Below are 958 nucleotides of genomic sequence, written 5' to 3'. Positions count from 1 at the left end.
TTGGTGCCCTTGTAGCGAGCCTCAGTGTAGAAATGGGTAAGTCCGGCTGCGGCGCGACCCGCAGGACGGCCGCGCCGGCGCGCCCAGCTTCATCTGGACCGAGATGCGCCCGTTGCCGCCGACCGCCGCAACGGGGGCCGAACTCGTGGCGGTGTTCCGCGACGTCTCCGAGCGCAAGGCCCATGAGGAGGCGCTCGTCTCCGCTCGGGACGAGGCGGAGCAGGCGAACGTCGCCAAGACCCGCTTCCTGGCGCATATGAGCCACGAGCTCAGGACGCCGCTCAACGCCATCATCGGCTTCTCCGAGATCCTCTCCGACGACGAGCTCTGCCGCCTCGCGCCCGAGCGGCGCGCCGACTACGCGGCGCTGATTCATCGCTCCGGCGCTCATCTGCTCGAGGTGGTGAATTCGATCCTCGACATGGCGCGGATCGAGAGCGGAGCCTTCGCGATCCTTCCCGAGCCCTGCGAGGCGGCGCCGATCGTCGGGCACTGCGTGAGCCTGATGGCGCTGAAGGCGCAGGCCGCCGGCGTGCGCCTGTCCGCGCATGTCGATCCGGAGGTCGCCGAGATCCACGCCGACCGCCGCGCGCTGACGCAGATCCTGATCAACCTGCTCGCCAACGCGATCAAGTTCACGCCGCGCGACGGCGAGGTGTGGGTCGAGGCCCGCAGCCGCCACAAGGGGCTGGCGCTCTCGGTCCGCGACACCGGCGTCGGCATCGCGCCCGAGGACATTGGGCGCTTGGGCGAGGCCTTCTTCCAGGCCGACGCCGGTTACGGGCGACGTCACGAGGGCGCCGGCATCGGCCTGTCGGTGGTGCGCGGCCTTGTAGCGTTGCACAATGGCGAGATGCAGGTCGAGAGCTCGCTCGGCCGGGGCACTCGGGTGACGATCCTGCTGCCGGCCGACTGCCGCGGCGGCGCCGGCGTCGTGACCTCGCTGCCGCGAGATCGG

At 70.7% G+C, this 958-nt stretch carries 1 protein-coding gene; it reads left to right on the top strand.

The genetic code is table 11. The features are described from left to right. Positions 1-112 precede the first annotated feature (112 nt). The coding region (locus tag ACIKT0_RS19095) for a sensor histidine kinase (RefSeq protein WP_407106862.1) at positions 113-958 on the top strand (846 nt) is incomplete at its 3' end.

Source organism: Hansschlegelia beijingensis, assembly GCF_045505405.1.
Lineage (GTDB): Bacteria > Pseudomonadota > Alphaproteobacteria > Rhizobiales > Methylopilaceae > Methylopila > Methylopila beijingensis_A.
The sequence above is the reverse complement of the archived record's forward strand: the minus strand, read 5'-3'. Positions and strand labels throughout refer to the sequence as shown.